At 40.6% G+C, this 17,177-nt stretch carries 15 protein-coding genes and 1 pseudogene; 9 read left to right on the top strand and 7 right to left on the bottom strand.

Annotated features, from left to right (window positions below):
* Positions 1-38 precede the first annotated feature (38 nt).
* A complete protein-coding gene (locus CV014_RS09390; protein ID WP_236141781.1) occupies positions 39-1,022 on the bottom strand; it encodes a hypothetical protein in 984 nt (327 codons plus the stop codon).
* A gap of 487 nt (positions 1,023-1,509) precedes the next feature.
* Between CV014_RS09390 and CV014_RS09385 the strand changes: the two genes are divergently transcribed.
* The 5 genes from CV014_RS09385 (at position 1,510) to CV014_RS09365 (ending at position 7,650) form a co-directional block, all read left to right on the top strand.
* A complete protein-coding gene (locus CV014_RS09385) occupies positions 1,510-2,262 on the top strand; it encodes a winged helix-turn-helix domain-containing protein (protein ID WP_103139091.1) in 753 nt (250 codons plus the stop codon).
* A 59-nt stretch (positions 2,263-2,321) separates the two neighbouring features.
* The gene (locus CV014_RS09380) at positions 2,322-3,653 is read left to right on the top strand and encodes a sensor histidine kinase (protein ID WP_236141780.1); all 1,332 of its coding nucleotides are present in this window, start codon (positions 2,322-2,324) and stop codon (positions 3,651-3,653) included.
* Positions 3,654-3,681: 28 nt separating this feature from the next.
* On the top strand, positions 3,682-4,350 hold the full coding sequence (gene phoU, locus CV014_RS09375; RefSeq protein ID WP_236141779.1) for a phosphate signaling complex protein PhoU: 669 nt from the start codon (positions 3,682-3,684) through the stop codon (positions 4,348-4,350).
* 924 nt (positions 4,351-5,274) lie between these two features.
* Positions 5,275-5,886: a Crp/Fnr family transcriptional regulator gene (locus CV014_RS09370; protein ID WP_236141778.1), complete on the top strand. Its 612-nt coding sequence runs from the start codon at positions 5,275-5,277 to the stop codon at positions 5,884-5,886.
* 144 nt (positions 5,887-6,030) lie between these two features.
* Positions 6,031-7,650 (top strand): iron uptake porin, encoded by a 1,620-nt coding sequence (locus CV014_RS09365; protein WP_236141777.1) that lies wholly within the window; start codon positions 6,031-6,033, stop codon positions 7,648-7,650.
* A gap of 75 nt (positions 7,651-7,725) precedes the next feature.
* Here CV014_RS09365 and CV014_RS09360 read toward each other — a convergent pair whose 3' ends face one another.
* Positions 7,726-7,986, bottom strand: coding sequence for a hypothetical protein (locus CV014_RS09360; protein ID WP_236141776.1), 261 nt, complete (start codon positions 7,984-7,986; stop codon positions 7,726-7,728).
* Positions 7,987-8,219: 233 nt separating this feature from the next.
* On the opposite strand from CV014_RS09360, the gene CV014_RS09355 reads away from it, so the two are divergent.
* Entirely contained in the window at positions 8,220-8,816 is a 597-nt protein-coding gene (locus CV014_RS09355; RefSeq protein ID WP_236141775.1) for a DUF3318 domain-containing protein, read from the top strand.
* Between the two features lie 51 nt (positions 8,817-8,867).
* On the opposite strand, the gene CV014_RS09350 is transcribed toward CV014_RS09355, so the two are convergent.
* Both CV014_RS09350 and CV014_RS09345 read right to left on the bottom strand, forming a co-directional pair.
* Complete coding sequence (locus tag CV014_RS09350; protein WP_236141774.1) at positions 8,868-10,502, bottom strand: N,N-dimethylformamidase beta subunit family domain-containing protein; 1,635 nt, start codon at positions 10,500-10,502, stop codon at positions 8,868-8,870.
* A 114-nt stretch (positions 10,503-10,616) separates the two neighbouring features.
* The gene (locus tag CV014_RS09345) at positions 10,617-11,075 is read right to left on the bottom strand and encodes an MgtC/SapB family protein (RefSeq protein ID WP_236141773.1); all 459 of its coding nucleotides are present in this window, start codon (positions 11,073-11,075) and stop codon (positions 10,617-10,619) included.
* A gap of 476 nt (positions 11,076-11,551) precedes the next feature.
* Here CV014_RS09345 and CV014_RS09340 point away from each other — a divergent pair, with 476 nt between their 5' ends.
* Both CV014_RS09340 and CV014_RS09335 read left to right on the top strand, forming a co-directional pair.
* Positions 11,552-13,843 carry a putative PEP-binding protein gene (locus CV014_RS09340; protein WP_236141772.1) on the top strand — a complete coding sequence of 764 codons (2,292 nt, stop codon included), beginning with the start codon at positions 11,552-11,554 and terminating at the stop codon, positions 13,841-13,843.
* 67 nt (positions 13,844-13,910) lie between these two features.
* On the top strand, positions 13,911-14,579 hold the full coding sequence (locus CV014_RS09335; protein WP_236141771.1) for a hypothetical protein: 669 nt from the start codon (positions 13,911-13,913) through the stop codon (positions 14,577-14,579).
* A 96-nt stretch (positions 14,580-14,675) separates the two neighbouring features.
* Here CV014_RS09335 and CV014_RS09330 read toward each other — a convergent pair whose 3' ends face one another.
* On the bottom strand, positions 14,676-15,206 hold the full coding sequence (locus CV014_RS09330) for a DUF2808 domain-containing protein (RefSeq protein ID WP_236141770.1): 531 nt from the start codon (positions 15,204-15,206) through the stop codon (positions 14,676-14,678).
* A 516-nt stretch (positions 15,207-15,722) separates the two neighbouring features.
* On the bottom strand, positions 15,723-15,911 hold the full coding sequence (locus tag CV014_RS09325) for a hypothetical protein (protein ID WP_236141769.1): 189 nt from the start codon (positions 15,909-15,911) through the stop codon (positions 15,723-15,725).
* 248 nt (positions 15,912-16,159) lie between these two features.
* Between CV014_RS09325 and CV014_RS09320 the strand changes: the two genes are divergently transcribed.
* Positions 16,160-16,480 (top strand): hypothetical protein, encoded by a 321-nt coding sequence (locus CV014_RS09320; protein WP_236141768.1) that lies wholly within the window; start codon positions 16,160-16,162, stop codon positions 16,478-16,480.
* Between the two features lie 135 nt (positions 16,481-16,615).
* Here the strand turns inward: CV014_RS09320 and CV014_RS09315 are convergent.
* Positions 16,616-17,177, bottom strand: a pseudogene (locus tag CV014_RS09315) (thiamine pyrophosphate-dependent enzyme); the annotation flags it as partial.

The following is a 17,177-nucleotide window of genomic DNA, read 5'->3' as shown; positions in this document are numbered from 1 at the left end:
ACTCACTCGCCTTGAATTAAACATGAACAAACTGCTGATTATTTAGTAGCAGAACTATCAAAAGCTCTCATTGCTAAGTCTTGCGCTTGTTTTAATGTGGATTGTAATTGAGTGGAGATACTTTCTATTTGTTCAACTTGTTTCTGAATAGTCTCTTCTAAAGATTTAATTTTTAATTCATAGCTTTGCTTAGTAGCTTCCCATTCTTTTTCAAATAAGTCAGCTTCTATTTTCGCTTTCTGACTAGTTTCCTTGATTGCTTCTTCCCTAGCTTTTTTAACAGCTTCCTCTAATTCGTTGGGGAAACTAGCTATTTTCTGTTGATATTCAGTAAATAAAGCTTTATTCGCATTTAATACCTTTTCTCTTTCAGTCCAGTCTTTTTCCTTTTGTTGAATTTTTTCTTGGATATCTCTTTCTAAATTGCGTTTTTTCGATTCATAGGCATCTGTGTTGAGTTTACGAGTTGTTTCGAGCTTATATTGATATTCCTCTTGTTCTTGCTGACGTTCTTTAGCTAATAATTCATTATATTTCTGCAATGCTTCTTCGTATGCTAATTGTTCTTTTTGCCAGTCTTTACGTTGATTAGCACTTTCTTTTTCTAAGCTTTCCCGCTTACTGACAGTATCTTGATCTAGTATTCTGAGCTTTTCTTGATGCTCTTGATTTAAAATATCTAGAGTATCAGCAACGATTCTAATTTTTTGTAATTCTTGTAAGGTTTGAGTTTCAATCTCTATAGCTTTATTGAGTTCATCTAATTTAGAATTCTCTTGTGCTAATTTCTCTGATAAAGCACTAACTACACTGCCAAATTCTAGTTGTAAATCTGCTAAACCTTTGACGATACTATCTACAGTATATGTAGAAGCCACTGCTAGAATTTCTTGATTTTTAGCTTTATCAGCTTCTTCTTGTTTAGTGGCTATTTTAGATTCTAATTTTTTCTGCTCATTCAAAATTTGTTGAAATGCTTGCATTAGTTGCTGTTTGCTATCTTTGATGGCAACTGTTGTCATATTTCAACTCCTATGGTGTAGATGTTTGAGAATAGTTAAATGAGTAGCAAGTCATACCAAGTAACTACTCTATGCAGACATTTCAGAGTAGCTTGGAAATGAAGATTATTAATGCAGTGCAATTACTGAAATCCGGTGCCTACCCATACTAAAGTTAAGTATGAGTAGCAAAACCCAACTTGTTGATGTGGTGTTTGGTGCGGTGGTAGCCTTTGCTTGTGTATAGTATTTATGTACTATAAGTATACTCAGATGAGTCTGCTGTTGTCAAGCCTTTTTACCCCTACACACCTACATTTGCCATGAGTTAAAGTAAATGCGATCGCCTGCTTGCAAGTAGAGTAATTTATGATATATGTATTACTGTTACCGGAATTACTTTTTTGCAGCACAATTCACGATAGAGCAAGCGTGAATGCACTGAAGACAGATAATTAACTCAAACATCATATTGATACAAGCACAGGGTTAGACTTTTGTGATATCAATGTACACCAGTGAATCAATCAAATATTCTGCTAGAGCAGACATTGGACAAACAAGCCGTGTTCTGGTGGTAGAAGATGAAGAGCTAATCCAAGAGATGCTAGCCGTAGCATTAGAAGAAGAAGGTTATAGCGTAGTCACAGCCCCTGATGGGCGTGCTGCTATAGAATATCTCAAAAGTTTTGAACCCAATGGCGGCGAGTTTCCCTTTGATTTGGTGATTTTGGACATTATGTTGCCCCAAATCAACGGTTTGGATATTTGCCGTTTGCTGCGTCATCAAGGCAACCCAGTCCCGATTTTAATGCTAAGTGCTAAAGGCAGCGAAACTGACCGCGTCTTGGGTTTAGAAGTAGGTGCAGATGACTATTTAACCAAACCCTTCAGTATGCGGGAGTTAGTCGCCCGTTGTCGTGCGCTGCTGCGTCGCCAACGCCTCAGCACCCTACCACAGCTACCAGTCTTGAAATATAAAGACGTAACTTTAAACCCCCAAGAATGTCGAGTATTGGTACGTGGGCAAGAAGTTAACCTCTCTCCCAAAGAATTCCGTCTATTAGAATTATTTATGAGTTATGCTCGTCGGGTGTGGTCACGAGAACAGCTACTAGACCAAGTGTGGGGGCCTGACTTTGTGGGAGATAGCAAAACTGTAGATGTTCACATCCGGTGGTTGCGGGAAAAACTAGAGCAAGACCCCAGCCACCCAGAATATATTGTGACTGTCAGAGGATTTGGCTATCGATTCGGATAATCTAGTGAGATAGTTGTTAGTTTTTATTAATCACCAGCAACTAACAACTCTTTCCTCAAATGCTCTTATTGGGATTTCTTCTCGGTTTAGCGGTAGGCATTGGATTTTGGATTTGGCAACAGGTTCAGTTAAACCGCTACCTGGAACGCGTACTCCAACCTTCAAATTCCCGCACCGCTAAAGTTAAAACCCCTTTGCTACCACGATTACGGCAAGAAATTGCCATCATCAAACAGCAGGGACAGGATTTACAGCAGTCATTACAAATCTATCAAGATGTGCTGGACTTTGCCCCAGTGGGGTACTTACAGGTAGACGAAGAAAATCAGCTGCTGTGGTGTAATCAACAAGCCCGAAAACTCTTGTACCTGCAAAGATGGCAACCAGGACAGGTACGGCTGTTGCTAGAATTAGTGCGTTCCTATGAACTAGATAGGTTAATTGAGCAAACGCGTGATGAGCAAGTCGCTAAAAATAAAGAGTGGATGTTTCATCCTTCTTGTGATAATCCGGCGGAAATGCCGACAATTAAATCTTTAGCATTGCGGGCTGCTAGTTTACCTTTACCGAATGGTCAAGTCGGCGTATTCTTAGAAAATCGCCAACCCATGCAGGATATGAACCAAGTCCGGGAACGTTCCTTTTCTGACTTGGCGCATGAGTTGCGAACCCCTTTAACTTCAATTCGCTTGGTGGTAGAAACCCTGCAAAATCGTCTAGAACCGCCTCTAAATCGCTGGGTTGACCGCTTAATGCAGGAAGTAGACCGATTAATTAACTTGGTGCAAAGCTGGCTAGAACTCACCCAAATGGAGACTAGTTTAGCGGCACAATTACAAACTGAATCAGTAGAAGTGCGATCGCTGATTTTCTCTGTTTGGGAAACTTTAGAACCCTTAGCACAACGTCAAAACTTATCTTTAGCCTATTCTGGCCCCGAAAGTATCTGGATTAAAGCCGATTCAGCCAAGATTTACCAAGTTTTTCTGAATTTGCTAGATAATAGTATTAAATATAGTCCGCCTGCTGCTGATATTCAAATTCAAACCAAAATATTGCAGCAATCAAATCATCAAGGGGGTGAGATTAATTCCTCTGTTTTAGAAATTAATCTGATTGACTCTGGCACAGGCTTTGCACCAGAAGATTTACCCCATATTTTTGAGCGGTTTTATCGTGGAGATAAAGCCAGAACCCATTCCCCTTTACCAGCAAATAGTCCAGTGGAAAGTATTGTCGGTAATGGCTTAGGGCTGGCGATCGTGCGACAAATTGTCTTAGCGCATGGTGGTTCGATCAAAGCCATGAACCATCCCCAAACCGGTGGCGCATGGATGCAACTCCAATTCCCACAGGTGATGGCAAACTCCCAAAGCCAAGACTATAGTTAAAAATATCTTCACGTTTGAGACTACAAGTGTGAAAGCTGTTATTTATAGCCCTAACTCTGGAAGTCCCCAGTTAGCACGCGCCATCAGGCGTTTAGAACGGGATGTATTACGCATGGGTGCTTTGGTAGAACAATCATGTCGCCTCAGCCACCAGGCTTTATTTGCTCGTGATTTACAAGCGGCTGAGGAACTTCCCCGATTAGATAAAAAAATTGATCGTTTTTATAGACAAATAGAATCAGACTGTACATCTATCATGACCTTACAAGCACCTACAGCGCAAGATTTACGCTGTTTGAGTGCTTTTATGCAGTTAGTTCGCGATTTAGAACGAATTGGTGATTATGCTAAAGATTTAGCTGATATTGCTGTTAAAATCTTTCCCTATCCGCCTCATCAGTCTTTACCAGAAATTGCTATCATGTCCCACCATGCCCAAGCTATGTTAGCAACGAGTTTAGTAGCTTTGGCTGATTTAGATGAAGTTGGTGGGCGGAGCATTAAAAATTTAGATGATACTGTAGATAGTGCATACGATCGCCTTTATCAAACCTTAGCTCAACAACGGGACGTGCCAGGAGTCGTAGAACCAATTATCTTACTGGCCTTGGCGATTCGATGTTTGGAAAGAATGGCGGATCATGCAACAAATATTGGTCAAAGGGTGGCGTACATCGTCACCGGTCAACGTTCCTAATTTACTGAGTAATGAGTGCTGAGTAATGAGTGCTGAGTAATGAGTAATGAGTAATGAGTAATGAGTAATGAGTAATGAGTAGTGAGTGCTGTTAGCGGTAGCGCGGCGTTTAGCCGGTGCTGAGTAATGAGTGCTTTTATACCAATTCATGAAAAACTTGATACAGATGTAAAGCGTGAAAGCTTTGCTGCATTTAAGTTTTTTAGTTGCGTTAGCGTAGCATGACGGGAGCATCGTTGCGTTAGCGTAGCGGGACGTTAGTCCATTGCGTTAGCGTACCACTCCGGGGAAGCAAGCTACGCGTTAGCGTCTCGGAGAGAAGTCCATTGCGTTAGCGGAGCGGGGCGGGAGCATCGTTGCGAATTGCGAATTGGTCTTAGTGGTAGCGCGGCGTTTAGACGGTGCTGAGTGAGGAAATCAATCCACCTTGTCTACCTTACCCACTTTATCCACCTTGTTCAATTTCGTGCTTAAAACCGTTTCATAACCTAATGAAATCATTAAAAGTTACTAAAAGCACATAACCCTTTACTATATCATTACCTTTCCTTAAACTCAGGCAATTAGATTTGGCTGTGAAATCAATAGATATCTCACTTCTAATACTCTGATGAATAGCATCAATAATTATCTATTATCCATAAATAAGATTTAGCAGTAAGATAATACTAAACTCTTACTATAAATTCATGTCTAATTGCTTACTCCTTCGGTCATTTAAGAATTTACATCATAAGTTTGAGCCAAAATAAACAGACATTGACCGAATAAAGTCTTTTGGGCAAGAAAGCTAAATTAACTCAAAGCATAATCATTACTTTAACTTATTAAATAGATTTAATTAACTATTAGCCAAAATCGTCTAATAGTTAATTCTAAATTACTCACAATCCAGTAATTATATTTACAGGAACAGCTCCCACAATGTCTTCGATGATTTTATCCCCAGATTCTACTGCTTTACTAAAAAATAGTCCCTTGGCTGGACAATTAACTCAACGTCTTTTCACTCGTAAAGAGGTCATCGAGCCTTGCAGCGATGTCATGTGGATGATTGAGAGGGGGGCAGTGCGTACACTGACATGGAGCGAAGAAGGAACGTTTATCACCTTGGGCTATTGGGGGCCGGGTGATTTGATTGGATATAACTTAACTAATATCAAACCTTATCAAATTGAATGTTTAACTAGTGTTGAAGTAACTACCGTGCCTCTGCATCTTAGGCATCAATATATAGATGCTTTAATAGCACACATTCAGAATTCAGAAGAGCTTTTACATATAATCAACCGCAAACCAATTTCCTTACGTCTTTGGGAATTTTTGGTGTGGTTAAGTAAAAAGTTTGGGCGCAATTTAGAGCAAGGTTGCCTGATAGAACTATATATTACCCATCAGGAAATAGCAGAAGTTCTAAATACCACTAGAGTTACAATTACACGTTTACTACAAGAATTTGAAACAGCAAAAATGCTGTTACGTCATCAACGCCGGATTATTCTATGTCCACAAGACAAATTACTGAAAAAATCATAAAAATATCAGCAATCCTCTTGTGTTAATCAACGTTAAATATGTATAATCTTTACTGAAATCATGTGTAAATTATTCTACGAAAAATAATTGAGTGGGAAATTTTACCATGAGTGTGAACTCGTTGGTGTGAGCGGAAGTAAAATCATGACAAAACTATTCTGGAACGCTGTCAAAGCAAGTCCAGCAATTCTTGCTGCAACTTTCTTGGCTGCTAATGCTGCTTGGGCTGAAGAAGCGAATCAAAATTTTACCAGTGTTGCCCAATTGACTCAAGCTTCTCAAGATATGGGTCAAGTAACATCTGTATCACAGTTTTCTGATGTTCAGCCTACTGACTGGGCTTTCCAAGCATTACAATCCTTGGTTGAACGTTACGGTTGTATCGCAGGTTATCCTAACCTCACATACCGTGGGAATCGTTCCTTAACTCGGTATGAATTTGCTGCTGGTTTAAACGCTTGTTTAGACAGAGTTAACGAGTTAATTGCTACAGCGACAGCTGATTTGGTAACTAAGGAAGACCTCGCTACCTTACAGCGTTTGCAAGAAGAATTCTCTGCGGAATTAGCCACTTTACGTGGTCGTGTTGATGCACTAGAGGCACGCACTGCTGAATTAGAGGCTAATCAGTTCTCTACCACCACCAAGCTTTCTGGAGAAGTTATCTTCGCGGGTTCTCAAGTATTTGGTGAAGATAGAGCTGATACTGATAACAACCCCAACAACAACGCTGATTTGCAAAGCAATACTACCTTCTCCAATCGGGTACGTCTCACCCTCAATACCAGCTTCACTGGTAAGGACAGACTGCAAACTCGGTTGAATGCAGGTAACATCGTATCCAATACTGGTGTTACTGGTACTAACATGACCCGTTTGGGTTTTGATGTGAGTGACACAAGTAATAACGTTGCAGTTGATAAACTCAACTACAGCTTTAGTCTCAGCGAAGCGATCAGCGTCAAAATTGATGCTGTTGGTGCTGAGTTGAATGAAAACGTCAATGTTTTCAACCCCGACTTTGCTAGTTCTGGTAGAGGCGCACTTTCTCGTTATGGACGTTTCAGCCCCATCTATCGTCAAGGTCAAGGTGGTGCTGGTTTAACAGTTAACTTTAACGCTGGTGGCCCTTTAAGCTTATCTGCTGCTTATTTAGCACCTCGTTCTAACGAACCTGCTGACAGAAATGGGGTTTTTGATGGTTCTAGCACCATCTTTGGTCAAATTGGTTTCAAACCAAACCCAGCTTTCAATATCGGTTTTGCTTACGCCCACAGCTATGTAAATAATGCTGGTGGAAACGTCAATATATTTGGTAGCACTGGCAGTACATTGGCCAATAGACCCTTTGGCGGTGGTATCGCTACATCATCCAATAACTACGGTATACAAGCTACTTTCCAACCAAGCTCAAAACTGACTATTGGTGCATGGGGTGGTTACACAGTTGCTACTGCTGAATCTGGTGCTAACAGAGGTAGAAACGCAGAAGCATACTATTGGGCTGGTAGTCTTGCTGTGAAAGACTTCGGTAGAGAAGGTAACGTCCTCGGTTTAATCTTTGGTCAATCTCCCAGACTCACAGATAACGAGGGCGGCGCAGAAGATCCAGACACCTCCTACCATTTAGAAGGACTCTACAAAATTCAGTTGACTGATAACATTCAAATCACACCCGGTTTGATGGTTATTTTCAACCCCGAACACAACGACAACAACGATTCCATCTACGTTGGTACAATCCGTACAACCTTCAGTTTCTAAATCTAGTGATAGTTTAGTTCAGTCCTAAATAAAACAAAAAGCCCGCTTGAGAGTGGGCTTTTTATTTTCATCTAACTATTCAAACTCAGAATCTTGCTGTTTGATTAAGTCTGAGGGAGGCCGATCGCTACTCCAAGCCCACCACACACAACCACATTGACAATGATAAAATTCCTGCCACTTGCGACGATTACCTTCAGTTAAAACAGGCGATCGCCGATTAATCCAAACTTGCACAGCTTCTAAACTACTAGCACGACAACTAGGGCAGCAAAACTCATAAGCGTGAACTGCCTTATGTGTCCATTCAGGTGGGATGGGAGCAAAAGCGTCCATTAGTATAATTTGTAGTTAGTAATTCGTAATTCGTAATTCAGAAAAATAAGTTTCTTACAATACATCATAGAATACGTTGGTACTGGGGATGGGGATTGGGGATTGGGGATTGGGGATTGGAGACTGGGGAATTGGGAATGGGGCATGGGGCATGGGGAGGAGACAAGGCAGACAAGGTAGAAGAAGTGCTAATGACTAATGACTAATGACTAATGACTAATGACTATTAACCAATGGAATCCAACATAGAGATTCGTCGTTTATTCGATGTGATGCCTGCTTCTGGGCGTATGACTACGAAGATTGTCAGTAAACCAGAACAGCCCAAGGTAATAGATGTGTCATTTCCTTTTCCTTGGAATCGGGAACGACCGATATATATTAACTTTGATTTGTGGGGGCGACTATCAAAGCCTCAACGAGATTTGCTGTTGTTGCAAAAAGTTGCTTGGTTAACAGGGGTGAGATGGTTTAAACCTGATGTTTATCAAGGTGTAGCTTTGGCTGGATTAGTTGGTGCATTTGTGGAGTTAAGCCAATCAGATGTGGTGGGTGTGGCGGTGGCTGGGGGATTAAGTGCGATCGCCATGGTTCGCATTTGGGGGACTAATAAATCTCAAGAATCTGAGATTAATGCTGATTTAGCAGCGATTAAAGTTGCCCAAAGACGGGGTTACACAGAAACCGCAGCAGCTCAACATTTACTCTCTGCCATTGAAACAGTCAATAAAATCGAAGGGAATTCTACTTTAAATTTTATTGACTTAATCCGTTGCCAAAACTTAAGGGCGATCGCTGGTTTATCGCCAATTGGCATACCAGAAAAGTAAAAACAAAAGCATCTTTTCAACTTTTACCTTTTGCATTTTGCCTTTTTCTCCCTATTTCCCAATCATCCGATTGAGAACATTCCGAGTTATGGCCTGTGCATCGGGATTTAAGACAGAGGGGTGTAATTTTGGTGCGTTGTAATCATCTAGACCCCAACTCCACTGTATAGAACCAGTAGCAAATACTAGTGCGCCAGAATCGGCAGTGTATATAGTCATATCTGAGTATCTAGTTTTACCATTGTATCGATAAGGTGAATGGGCTAGACGAATTGTATTAGTTGGGGCGTAGCGAAACATTCGATCAACTTCGTAGCCTAAAAGCCCCTTTAGACGCATTTGGTTAGGGTTGGTTTTTTGACTACTCTGCACCGACATTGCACCATGATTCTGATCTAGTTGTGTGTCAGCTAGTAACCAATCTGGCGCGGTGTTATTTAAAATAATGTCAGCATTCACTTGAAATGTTTCATACATCACTCCAATCAGTGCTTCTTCTGGACGATTCACAGGTTTGCTACGCCAAAGAGTTGTCACTAAAAAATCGTTTGTAGGATTTTTATCTCTGGCAAAAGGATCTAATGCCGCATCTTCTTTGTAAGAAACAATAGTACGGTTCATTTCTTTGGTAATAGCACTAGGTTCTAAACGTATTTGCCAGTAGCACGTATTAGCAGAGAAAAATCCCAAATTTAAGCCATAATCCCTCGCCGTTTCCACATTTTGCCGCATCTGAGATGACCAATATTCATCATGTCCAACGGAAAGAAAGACCTTGTGCAGCCATAGCATGGGCTTGGTAGTATTAATATCTAGAGGATTTTCGTGGGTATCGATGTTTGTAACATAAGTGACATCATAACCAGAACGTTCTAGCCACCTCACCATGTTGTATTCCCAACCTGCACTAGAAGTTCTTCTTTTGGGTTGTAAATTGGTTAAAAACTCTCCTGCACCTACTCCATAGGCTGCGGCTGAGTTGGGACTAGCAGCATAAGGACGGTTAAAGGAAACTTTGAAGGCTTTTTTACCGCGACTGTTCCAGCGATACAGAGACATCCAGCCCCAATTATTGTAGGCTTGATAAGTCGTGACACTGGATTGAAAGAGGATATCAGCAGGGCGAGAGTCATCACGCACCACAAAAATAATGTAACTTTGCTTACCACTTTTACCAGCAGTGAGTTTAGCTAAGTAAAAACCACTAGCCCATTGTGTCGGGTCTTGAGGACTATAGGGGATTTTGAGAATGTATGGATCTTTCCAGTCACATTCAATCAGACCAGTAGCTTGATCGATAATTGGCGGTCGTTGTTTGACTCCTACTCTTTTAATCGCGGCAGCCATTTGCCTACCACCAGCACCACCATACCAACCCATGCGAAAGATTTCTATGGTGTAGTTTGGCTCTCTAGTATTGACAAATAACTTAATTGTATCGCCGCGATTCACACTAGTCAGGGAAGCATAACCCTCTATTTCTCGTCTAGTCGCTGGATTAGTCAATTGCCAAGCTGTAGTCCCAACTTTTTGATTTTCGATAATTATGGGATTGTTTGCTTGATGGGAATTTACCAAATCAGCCGCGATCGCATAGGGTTGATCAAAAAGTGCGATCGTTGCAAGACTTAGCAGACAAGATAATATAACTCTGGTAAAAAACTTTAAGGGATGTCTAGATAACATTACAGTCTCGAAGTAATGTAAGCAATCAAATTTGCACTCTGTTTTGATTGTTTCACGTTGACTGTGACTTGTATATATCAAGACATAGGAAAAATGCTGACAGTTAAAATTTAACTATTTTCCATTTTCCCAAGTTTTAAAAAATTTGAGAATCACAAAAGTTAGGCACGTAGCAATCAAACTTAATGGCCATAACCCACAGCCAGCCACAATTCCCAATGCGGCTGAAACCCAAATGGCTGCGGCTGATGTTAACCCTCGAATTTCCAAACGATGTGATGCTTGGGAAGATTCACGCACAATTTCACCAGCACCCAAGAACCCTACACCCGTAGCCACACCTTGAATAACTCGACTGATCACTTCCGATATCGATGCGGATGTACTGATTTGCAATGGTACTAAAGTCAACATAGCCGCACCAATACTTACCAGCATATGAGTTCTTAATCCGGCTGGTTTTTGACGGATTTCTCGTTCTAAGCCAATGACTGCGCCACTCATTAAAGCTAAACTCAGCCGAAAAATCATGTTGAGTATATCATTAGGTGCAAGTTCGTAAGTGTTTAACACTTTGATTACATATATAAGAAAGACTTTCTTCTAGATTAATTGATGAATTATGATACTTGTTTTATGATCAGCGAATAAGTGTAATTAGGGAGTGGGAGTAGAGAGTTGGGGAAAAGTTACTTCACACTCATTTGCTACTTTTCTTTGATTGAGATAGCCTTTTACTATTGTGTATGGGTATATGAATTTTTCAAAACTTTCCTAGAAAAATTGCGTGCCGTTTGGAAAAGGCTGATTCGTTATAACCTGTTTTCTTTGCCAAAACCAGATTAAAGGTAATAAATAATACAAATAAAATATAAAAAAGCCAAGGGAAAAAGTAAACAAGGATGATTGTTTGCCTTTTAACTTCTACCTTGTCACTTGTGGATGTTGATACCCCTACACCTTGACCAACCTAAATTTTACGCCCCTACTCTCTACTTTCCATTGCCTATTCCTGTTTTAAACTAAATCAATGATCTGCAAAAAATTGAGTGGATAGACTCTACTGGTTAGACCAAATCAAACTACAAGACCGCACCAAGGTAGGTGAGAAAGCATTCTACTTGAGTAGACTCAGACAACGTGGCTACCCGGTAATCTCTGGTTTTGTGGTGTCGGAAGAATTCATGCGACTATTTTTAGAAACCATTAATACCACTGAGTCGTTAGTCGCCAACTTACCCCATTCTTCTTTACACTTAGATGTCGGCAACTGGCGACAACTCCAGCAAGTAGCTAGTCGTTTGCGTCAAGAAATTCTCAGTGCTAATGTACCATCTGACTGGGTGAGTACAATCTTGTCAGCAGCGAACGCATGGCAAACAGAGTATTTAATTTTACGTCCAAGTTTAGCTATACCCAAAGTGCGAAACACTTCAGGATTGCTAGAGTCCAGTTTTTGTCACTGTGATGAAGTGGCGATCGCTAGGGCGTTAAAATCTATCTGGAGTCAATTATTTTCCGCGAAAAGTCTATTTTGTTGGCAACGTCTGGAGATTAATCTACAGCAACTGAATTTAGCTGTTTTAATTCAACCAGTCACAAATGCGGCTGCTAGTGGCGTGCTGAGGGTGAATCCCGCAGGCTGGACAATTGAAGCTACTTGCGGATTAGGAAATGCGATCGCCCAAGGTGAAGTTTTACCAGATACTTACTACATCCAGCCAGATACAGGTGTAGTCTTACAAAAGCATTTAGGGAATAAAATCCTGGCTTATCGCTTGAGTCACGAAACACCAACCTTAAGCATTCACCACAGCATTCCTCAAATCTATTTAGTGGAAGAAGCGCAACAGCAACAATACGCTTTACCAGAAGAATTTTTACAACAAGTCATCACCCTTGGTCATCAACTGGTGAGTGAATTGGGTAATAACTTTACAATTGATTGGACAATTGCAGAGGAAGCCAACAGTCAAAATCTTTACATCACCCAAGTCAACACCCCCCAATTAGCAATTCCCAATTTGCAAACTCTCAAAGGTATAGGTGCTGCGGGAGGCAGGGTGACAGGCTATGCTCATGTAGTCACAAATACCCAATTAAAACCAGAACAAATACCCAAGGGCGTAATATTAGTAGTACCTAAGATTACACCAGACTGGTTGCCACTCTTGCAACAGGCAGGGGGTTTAGTGACAGCACAGGGAGGTTTGACCAGTCATGCAGCAATTTTAGCCAGAGAATTGGCTATTCCGGCTGTAGTGAGTACAACGGATGCTACAGTAATTATTCAAAATGGAGAACGTTTATTAGTGGATGGCAATCGTGGAGAAGTTTATCGCCTCAGAGATGCTGAAATAAGCGAGGAAGAACCTCAACAGCAAACTTCCCCCTTCTTACTCCCCTCGCCTTCCCATCAAACTGTTGTTACTTCTCACTTACCAATGATTGCTACCCAACTGTTGGTTAATTTGAGTCAGTCGAGTTTAATCGAGCAAGTAAAAAAATTACCTGTAGATGGCGTAGGATTATTACGCTCGGAACTCATGCTAGTCCCACTCCTCAAAGGACAACATCCTCATTTTTGGGTGATAGAGGGACGAAAATCAGAATTATTGGCGTATTTAACTGAAAAAATTACAGAATTTGCCCGTGCTTTCGCGCCTAAACCAGTTTTTTATCGCTCCTTAGACTGGCGATCGCACGAATTATCGTCAACTAGTGGATCTTCCACAGTCACCTCAAGTTTAGGCGATCGCGGCACATTCAGCTATATCCAAGACGCGGCTGTATTTGATTTAGAATTGAGTGCGATCGCCAATGTCCAAAAAGCTGGCTATAGCAACATTAACCTACTCTTACCCTTTGTTCGCAGTGTTCCTGAATTTACTTACTGTCAACAAAAAGTTGAGCAAATGGGACTAACTCAAATACCCCAGTTTCAATTGTGGATGATGGCAGAAGTCCCCAGCGTCTTGTTTTTACTACCTGAATATGTCAAAGCTGGGGTTGCTGGTATTTCCATCGGTTCCAATGACCTGACACAATTAATTTTAGGGGTAGACCGCGAACAAACCCAATTAACAAGAGTATTCAATGAACGCCACCCGGCGGTACTAGCTGCAATTGCTCAACTCATCCAAATGTCAAAAGCCGCAGGAATACCTTGTTCTATCTGTGGCCAAGCACCAGCTATTTATCCAGAAATCATTGATCAACTAGTGCAGTGGGGAATTACTTCTATTTCCGTAGAACCAGAAGCCCTAGAACAAACATATCAGGCGATCGCTCGTGCTGAACAGCGTTTACTCTTAGCCGCCGCCCGCCAAAAAATTGAGTAAGGAATTATACTGGTGCCAAATTAACACAGTTAGTTAATTTGTTAATCAAAAACTATTCAGGGACTTTATGGGCGGTAATCCTTGGCATTACTTTGCTTCTTATGATGCAAATATTAACTCCGTTTTACAGACTTTGCGTGAACAAGAATTCCGCGCCGGTCGCTTTGGCAGGGCTGCATGGTTCCATGATGATGCAGCAAATTTGGTGAAAAGTTTTCTCCAAGAATCTAGCAACCCTAGTCAATCGATAAAATCTCCCGAAGAGTTACTTACAGAATACGGTACTGTCGAAAAAGCAATAGAAGCTGTCTGGAATGAATATGGATCTGAAGCTAGAAGTTCTATATTTGACTTAGTGACATGGTCAAAAAGTTGGAGTCCTAGCGAATCTCCCGAAGAGTTAATCGCAAAGTGCAGTAGTGTTCAAGCAGCGATAGAAGCTGTGTTAGATGAATACGCAGAAGAGGGAACAAGTTCTATTTTAGATATGGAGGAAATTTCTATATTTCCCCAGGCTGGGGCTGTTTCTCCTGTATCCGAAAATGAGTTAATTGAACTATTTGGTACTGATAAACCAACGCGAGAAATGGTGATATCTATTCTCATAGAAGAAGCAAACCGAAAAGCTTGGGAAACATTTTGGGACAGTATCAATCGTGGTGAAGGAAGATATATTGTGATGTACATTGAAAATCAACCTGTAGAGATTTTCTTTGCAGGTTACTCTTTTGATTAGCAGCCCCAGCGTCACCCAAAATTCAAAATCCAAGATGTATGGTCGAAAAATTTGAGATTTTAGATTGAATCTAAAATCTCAAATTCGGATGGTCAATCATTCAGTATCTACAACACCATAGAATTGTAGACGGGCAGTACCTAGCCCATAGTTACTGGTTTGTTTGTCTGCGGCTAGACTCTGGACTCGAAATTGATATACCCCTTCGTACTGAGGATTACGTAAAGGTTTGAGTGCAATAGTGACTGTTTGTCCTGGGGCGATCGCTTGGTTGAGATTGACAATCACTGTTTGGGGTTGACTACCTTTAGCTAGGGAAATTCCCAGTTTTTCACCTTGGCGATCGCTTGTCCCAGTAAAGGCGTAACTTGCTTGCGAATCAAAATCAATCGCTTCTAAACCTGTAATTTGAGTCAGGGCGATCGTTTGTAATGGGGTAGCAGTAGTTGGTACTGTAACGGTGAAATAATAAGTTGAGTCCCAAGCACTCGTATGATTATAAGTTGTAGCCGTAGACAGCAGTTTTGGTGTTTGCGCTAAGGCTAATATTGCAGATCCAGGAACAGCAAATAAACATATTCCTGTAGTAACCAATAAGGTTTTACACAGATGTGAAAGGTTATTCATGTCAATTGGGGATGGTTATAGAAAATCGGACTTTTTTGTGAAATGACTCAACAAAAAAGTTTTTACTGATGGCTACTGCACAGATAGGAAGTAAATTTATATAGCCGCAGCAATATACATGAATCAATTTCCCAGTTGGATGCCATGAAATTGAATCATTTATATCTTAGGGAATATAAAATTTATTCCTCTACTATTTGAGTACCTACTGTTTTAATATAACCTGTCAAAAGTGACAAGATTATGTCTAAATAAAATATTTTTTGGTGAATTAAAATAGCACTAAAACGATGTGATTATGTGCTTTTTATCCAAATAAATCTCTTGTAAACCATATTTATTGAATAACAGATTTAGATATTTTTAATTTCAAACAAATCAATAATTAACTGATTAAATATCAATAAATATCATTCAGCAAGCCCGACATAAATATCCCATCTCTAGGTTGTGCGTCAGTCAGAAGACTCGTTAACATTCCGAGAAACTATTTGTACTGACGCAATGAGTTAGGATTTATACATCAACGTTAATCTGTTCTATCTGTCTAGCTGCTTTTTCCCAAAGTTTGGCAGATGTCTCATCTTGCCAGTGATTACGTAAATTTTCTGCTTTTTTATGACAAATGCGCTCTAACATCTCTAAAATGGCAGATAATGTTAATTTATCAATTAAAGCTTCTAAAACATCCATATTGTCTTTCATATCGTTAAATCAGTAAACATCCTTGATCCATCTATATGTTCAAGGTAAGCAAAGAAATTGAAGAACTTGTGAGGAGGAAATAGCAACGGGCGTTTGAGGTTTGGGAATGCTTAACTGTCTTAGTTTTTAGAGTCAATTATTTTTGTGGCGATGGGTACTATGAAAAGTACCTTGAAATATCAGGTAAGAGTTAAACACAGCCAACCTATCCCAACTATTAGTTTTAATGGCTTATGCCCTTTTATCCCATGAAGACAAATCAGCAACCATCATCCAGCTTAAATAATGTGATAGACCAGATACATCCCGAACTTCGAGAAGATTCCGAAGAAATTGATGTAGATTATGAAGTGATTGAGTCTAGTATATTAACTACTGTTGTTCCAGAATGGTACGCGGAACAAGCACAACAGACTATGAGGGCATTAAATTTTGACTTGCACTTGGCAGTATGTGAGAGAGAAATAAAAAATGGTATTAGTGCAAGTTTAGAACCAATACCACTGCCTGATCCCCGACAAATAGAAGTGACAATTTATAATTTAAACGCCATTTTAGACGGATATTAAAGCAGCTATCAGTTTTAATGGCGTTATGGTGTGGAGAGTAGACAAAAATTTACACCAATGGGTTTGGTGTTTTGCTAGTGTGATTTTACTCAACTGTGTTGATTGTTGACTGTTAATAGTCAACAATCAACATGATTACAACTTAGTTCCGCACTCAGAACAGAAGTTATGATTGGAGGCGTTTTTGGTGCCACAATGGCTGCAATACACTGCTTCGATGTTGTCTTTTGGTGGCTGTTTGGGTAGACCAATCATTTGAGCATTGCTCTTGCCTGGGGCTACCATTGGATAGCAGTTTTCGTCTTTGGTGACGTGGACATCTAGAATTACAGGCCATTATGGGCTAACATTTGGGCGATCGCATCTTGTAATTGCTCGCGTTTTGTGACTATGATTCCCTTAATTCCGTAGGCTTGGGCTAATAATTCAATGTCTGGCATCCCAACTTCCATGTTGGAACATGAGTAACGTTCGCCGTGGAAGGCTTGTTGCCACTGACGTACCATTCCTTGCCAGCCATTATTCACAATAATGGTCTTGACACCAATACCATATTGTGCAGCAGTTCCCAATTCTTGCAGACACATTTGGAAACTAGCATCACCGCTAATACAGACGACTTGCTCATCTGGGAAAGCCACCTTAGCACCAATGGCTGCGGGTAGACCAAAACCCATTGTTCCTAAGCCTGCGCTAG

It is taken from the genome of Nostoc sp. CMAA1605, assembly GCF_021596505.1.
Taxonomy (GTDB): Bacteria; Cyanobacteriota; Cyanobacteriia; order Cyanobacteriales; family Nostocaceae; genus Trichormus.
The sequence above is the reverse complement of the archived record's forward strand: the minus strand, read 5'-3'. Positions and strand labels throughout refer to the sequence as shown.

What these genes read in the sequence shown, in the direction of transcription:
- CV014_RS09390 (WP_236141781.1), bottom strand. Translation starts at nt 1,022, where the DNA reads ATGACAACAGTTGCCATCAAAGATAGCAAACAGCAACTAATGCAAGCA.
- CV014_RS09385 (WP_103139091.1), top strand. Translation starts at nt 1,510, where the DNA reads ATGTACACCAGTGAATCAATCAAATATTCTGCTAGAGCAGACATTGGA.
- CV014_RS09380 (WP_236141780.1), top strand. Translation starts at nt 2,322, where the DNA reads ATGCTCTTATTGGGATTTCTTCTCGGTTTAGCGGTAGGCATTGGATTT.
- CV014_RS09370 (WP_236141778.1), top strand. Translation starts at nt 5,275, where the DNA reads ATGTCTTCGATGATTTTATCCCCAGATTCTACTGCTTTACTAAAAAAT.
- CV014_RS09365 (WP_236141777.1), top strand. Translation starts at nt 6,031, where the DNA reads ATGACAAAACTATTCTGGAACGCTGTCAAAGCAAGTCCAGCAATTCTT.
- CV014_RS09360 (WP_236141776.1), bottom strand. Translation starts at nt 7,986, where the DNA reads ATGGACGCTTTTGCTCCCATCCCACCTGAATGGACACATAAGGCAGTT.
- CV014_RS09355 (WP_236141775.1), top strand. Translation starts at nt 8,220, where the DNA reads ATGGAATCCAACATAGAGATTCGTCGTTTATTCGATGTGATGCCTGCT.
- CV014_RS09350 (WP_236141774.1), bottom strand. Translation starts at nt 10,502, where the DNA reads ATGTTATCTAGACATCCCTTAAAGTTTTTTACCAGAGTTATATTATCT.
- CV014_RS09335 (WP_236141771.1), top strand. Translation starts at nt 13,911, where the DNA reads ATGGGCGGTAATCCTTGGCATTACTTTGCTTCTTATGATGCAAATATT.
- CV014_RS09330 (WP_236141770.1), bottom strand. Translation starts at nt 15,206, where the DNA reads ATGAATAACCTTTCACATCTGTGTAAAACCTTATTGGTTACTACAGGA.
- CV014_RS09325 (WP_236141769.1), bottom strand. Translation starts at nt 15,911, where the DNA reads ATGAAAGACAATATGGATGTTTTAGAAGCTTTAATTGATAAATTAACA.
- CV014_RS09320 (WP_236141768.1), top strand. Translation starts at nt 16,160, where the DNA reads ATGAAGACAAATCAGCAACCATCATCCAGCTTAAATAATGTGATAGAC.